Genomic DNA, 4,368 nt, shown 5'->3' with positions numbered 1-4,368 from the left:
CCTTCAGACGCTTGGCCTCGGACACTTCCATGCCGCCGTATTTGGCTTTCCAATTGTAAAATGTCGCTTCGGAAACTCCGTGCTTGCGGCACAGGTCGGCTACCTTCGCGCCAGCCTCCTGCTCCTTCAGAACCGCAATAATCTGCTCTTCCGTAAATCTCTGCTTCTTCATGCGTCCGTCCTTCAATGGGCCGGACTCTAATCCATTCTGGAGGAAATTACCCGTGGCAGGTCAAAAATTGAACGACGCGGACTCTAATACTTATCTAGCTAATTAAATAGGATTGCAAATTCGTAAGGTTGTTTGACTAGGGAGCCGTTTGCCTCAGCAGTGCGTTACAATACTGCCTTCCTGAGTAAAATGCTCGGAGGTATAGTAGAAACTAGGACGCATAGAAATGGAATCAAGCTACGAACGTTTTCTGCACACGGAATGTCAAAAGCGTGACATTCAGCCATCTAACGATGCTCGTGTGTGGCACCAAGAAATGATCAATCAATCTGCTCGAGTCGGCTTTCATAAAGCACAAAGAGCAGCTTTCAGCCAAGCAGTGTGGACACGCGTCGCTGCTCGAATGAAAGCCAGGATGTCCAACTAACCTGTCTATCCCGGTGGGGGAACGATAATCTCATTGTTCCTCCACTGCCTGGGCCTAATTGAAGACGACGCCAGAAATCGACACTCGATACTAGCGGTGGCAATTAGGGTCATTCGCTGCGCATGCGGCAAGTGCAGTTGAATGATAAGTAATATCCAATCCAGCCGCAAACGCAAAGCTTGCCAGAGCCACTATCAAAGCGAGCCTTTTCATCATCAATCCTCACCGTGTTTGCACTTGCGATCCGTTGCGCTACAAGCTGCTAACAAAAACCATTCAAGCCGCTGCTCTAGTTTAGGTCGAACTTTACTTGAATTCGCCTCTCGTGACAAGTCAATCCCGGAATACACGCTTGACGAACAACATAAAATAGTAAACGTTATGCATGCAAGTGCCTGCCAGCCCCTAGAATTGGCAATCATGACGAGCCTCCCAATCTCAATGCCGACTTTTGATAGCGTTACTCTCTTGCAGGTGGGAAAGCAATGGCCTCACGAAACGCGGAGCCGAAAAGCCAAAACGGCAACTCGGATGATCAAGAGCAGCTTTTGATCTTTAGAGCAGAAGACGCTGTAAAGGACAAAGTTCTAAAATGGGCGATGCGAGAGCTGTCTGTTCTTGTGCTTGTGGGCAACATTGCTGCCTTCTTTGGACTGGCGGCGATAACATACAACGCTTTTTCATCGATCTTGGACAAATCCATATCAGAAGCTATTGATAAGCGCATTGATGACTCGCAGCGTCGAATTGATGCTCAATTCAAGCCGTACTCGGAAATGGTAGATACTCTTATTAAGAACATCGATAGCCAAAAAGCTCAGGTAGAGCAGTTGAAGATACAGTATGCGCAAGCATCAGAAAATGCGAACTCCACTACCGCTATGTTAAACGCTAAAGCGTTGGAACTGCAAAAGGTTTACCAAACGGATAAGGCGGAAATCGAGCAATCACAAGAAATTCTCCTCAAATCTTCAAGAGACATCGATAAAGAATTTCAGGAAATAAAAGAAAATGACAAAGACTTCGGTGAATCTGTTTTCGAGGTTGCTGCTAGTCAGACAAAAGCTTTGGTCAAACAGTCGGCCGAACTGAGGGCGTTGCATGATATTATAGTACAATCCGCAGGTCAGTCTAAAATATTTGAAATGGAGCGGATAGAGAGTCAAGTTACAAGCTCTAACAACAAGACGTTGGTGGTTATATACGCACAGAGTGGCGTAGATCGTAATGAGTTCGATGAGAATGAACTTAGCACAGAACTTTCTGTGCTAGGCTTTCGTGTCAGTGTCGCTTATACTGGAGTAGACGGCTATATCAAATCGAAGGCTGACATGCAAGATAATACGACGGAAATAAATAATGTGCTTGCAGAGAATGATCATTGTGTAGTGTTGAACAGTCTGAATCCCGATATGAAGCCAATTAAAGATGAGTTAGTCAACAGACTAAATGCTATGCACTTTCCAGTCGACTGCGTACAAACAAAAAAGTGGGATATATCAAAAATTATAAAGGATTCCATTAAGAAGGATGACATCGCCAACGCAAAGAATATGGTTCTGCTGTATTACTTGTCCCCAAAAATTAAAAAGACATAAATTATTGAATCGTGACAACATTCGGACCTGCTCGAGTGATGGTTGCGATCGGCGATAGTCATTCGGAACTTTTGATGAATCTTAAAGCCTTCAAACGTCATGAATAGAGCTTCGACTTTTTCTGTCGCAGTCGGCTTCTTAGCTCTCTTGGTTGAAACTTGCGAAAATATCGGGTTGCGAACTGACTTAGCCAGGAATGGCGCGCTCTGGAACCGCGGATTGATCCCGCATACGTGGGGCGTGTGGAGCGTGGACTTGAGAACGTCACGCTGAACACGTTGGAAGTGCTTTCCGGCTCATTAGGCGTCTTGGTTGCGGATTTGTTTCGCGTTCCTTCTGCATCAGAGGAAGCGCCGAAGCCCCTTAAAGCGTAACCGTCCGATTGAGGCCGCCTGCCGGAACTCGCCGCGCTGGGGTAAGACACGTGTTTAACGACGTCGTTAGCGACGTGTCTTATGCGAGGTTATGCGGTGCGGGTGGAAATTCTTGGTCAGGAACGGCGTCGTCGCTGGGATGATGCGAAGAAGCGCGCGATTGTGATGTCGGTCGGGATCGATGGCGCGACGGTGAGCGAAGTCGCCCACCGGCACGATGTGACACGGCAGCAGATCTACAGCTGGCGGCGTGAGCTGAAGAGGAAAGCGGTTTCCTGTCAATCGTCGAGTGTGGCTTTCATCCCTGTAGAGGTCGCCGCATTGCAGGACGGTCCGGTCCGTGGTGATACGATCGGCGGTCATGCTGGGATGATCGAATTGCGAYTGAACTGCGGTCGGAGCCTTCGCTTTGACGGCGGGGTTGATACGGCGCTGCTGATGCGGCTCATTCGTGCGGTGGAGACGGCATGATTGGCCCAGGGACCGGCGTTCGGGTTTATCTGGCCTGCGGGTTTACGGACATGCGCAAGGGCATCGAGGGCCTGGCTGCCCTGACGCAGGATGTGTTGCGACAGAAGCCGACAGGCGGAGCGGTGTTTGCGTTTCGAGGGCGTCGTGGTGACCGTTTGAAACTTCTCTATTTTGATGGCCAGGGGTTCTGCCTCTATTACAAGGTCTTGCAGAAGGGCCGCTTCCCATGGCCATCCGCCGCTGATGGGACGGCGCGGCTGACGTCGGCGCAAATGGCGATGTTATGGGAAGGGATCGATTGGCGGCGGCCGGACTGGGGTGCGCCGCCGGCGCGTGTCGGCTGATTTATCTGTCTGAAACTGCTTGTTTTTATGGCAATTCCTCCTGACACGTGATAGTCAGGGTCATGTCAAACGCGCGCCAAAATCTTCCCGATGATCCGGCCTTTCTCAAGGCGATGATCGCTGCCTTGCAGGCGGAAAACGCGAAGATGTCGGCAACGTTGCTGGCCCATGACCAGTTGATCCAGAGCCTGCGGTTGCGCATTGCCAAGCTCAAGAAACAGGTCTTCGGCAAGTCGTCGGAAAAGATCGAGCGGGAAATCGAGCAGCTGGAACTGGCGCTGGAGGATCTCTTGATTGCCGCGGCGGAGAACGACAGCAAGCCGATCGAAGAGGCCGATGAGCCTGCGCCTGTTCCGGCTGAGGCAAACACTGCCGAAAGGATGATGCGCCGTCGTCCCCGCGTATCGGAGAAGGCGGTTCGCGAGCGCAGGCAGCTCGATCCCGGTACCCTGTGCCCCGCCTGTGGTGGCGAATTGCGTCTCGTGGGCGAGGATGTGAGCGAAATCCTCGACATGATCGCCGCGCAGATGAAGGTCATCGAGGTTGCCCGGTTGAAGAAATCCTGCCGCTGCTGCGAGAAGATGGTGCAGGTGCCCGCACCCAGCCGCCCGATCCCGGGCAGCATGGCGGGTGCTGGCCTTCTGGCTTACATTCTGGTGTCGAAGTTCGACGATCACCTTCCGCTTTATCGCCTCAACGAGATCTTCGCCCGCATGGGTGCCGATATCCCCGACAGCACGCTGGTCGATTGGTGTGGCCGCGCCATGCGGGTGCTCCAGCCGCTGATCGAGCGGATTGAGACCGCCATCATGGCAAGCGACCTGCTTCATGCCGACGACACCCCGATCCGGGTGCTGGACCGCTCCATGCGAGACAAAGGCTTGGGCAAGGGGGTGAAGAAGGGCAGGATCTGGACCTATGTGAGAGACCAACGTCCATGGGCCGGCGGCGCTCCGCCGGGTGCGGTCTATTACTCTATTAC

General features: G+C 52.0%; 5 protein-coding genes. 4 read left to right on the top strand and 1 reads right to left on the bottom strand.

The annotated features are described in order from the left end of the window. Positions 1 to 172 (bottom strand): transposase (locus tag AC1D06_RS41965; protein WP_477991421.1); only part of this gene is annotated, 172 nt, incomplete at its 3' end. Positions 173 to 1,084: 912 nt separating this feature from the next. On the opposite strand from AC1D06_RS41965, the gene AC1D06_RS41960 reads away from it, so the two are divergent. From AC1D06_RS41960 to AC1D06_RS41945, 4 genes are all read left to right on the top strand, one after another. After that, entirely contained in the window at positions 1,085 to 2,197 is a 1,113-nt protein-coding gene (locus AC1D06_RS41960; protein ID WP_477991419.1) for a hypothetical protein, read from the top strand. Between the two features lie 470 nt (positions 2,198 to 2,667). Further along, positions 2,668 to 3,042: an IS66-like element accessory protein TnpA gene (gene tnpA / locus AC1D06_RS41955; protein ID WP_477884473.1), complete on the top strand. Its 375-nt coding sequence runs from the start codon at positions 2,668 to 2,670 to the stop codon at positions 3,040 to 3,042. After that, positions 3,039 to 3,386, top strand: a complete 348-nt coding sequence (gene tnpB / locus AC1D06_RS41950) for an IS66 family insertion sequence element accessory protein TnpB (protein WP_477679263.1) — start codon at positions 3,039 to 3,041, stop codon at positions 3,384 to 3,386. The genes tnpA and tnpB overlap by 4 nt, the downstream gene beginning before the upstream one ends. Positions 3,387 to 3,448: 62 nt before the next feature. Next, positions 3,449 to 4,368: transposase (locus AC1D06_RS41945; RefSeq protein ID WP_477991417.1), on the top strand; the 920-nt coding region annotated here is incomplete at its 3' end.

Source organism: Rhizobium sp. P2_G2, assembly GCF_056403555.1.
The sequence above is the reverse complement of the archived record's forward strand: the minus strand, read 5'-3'. Positions and strand labels throughout refer to the sequence as shown.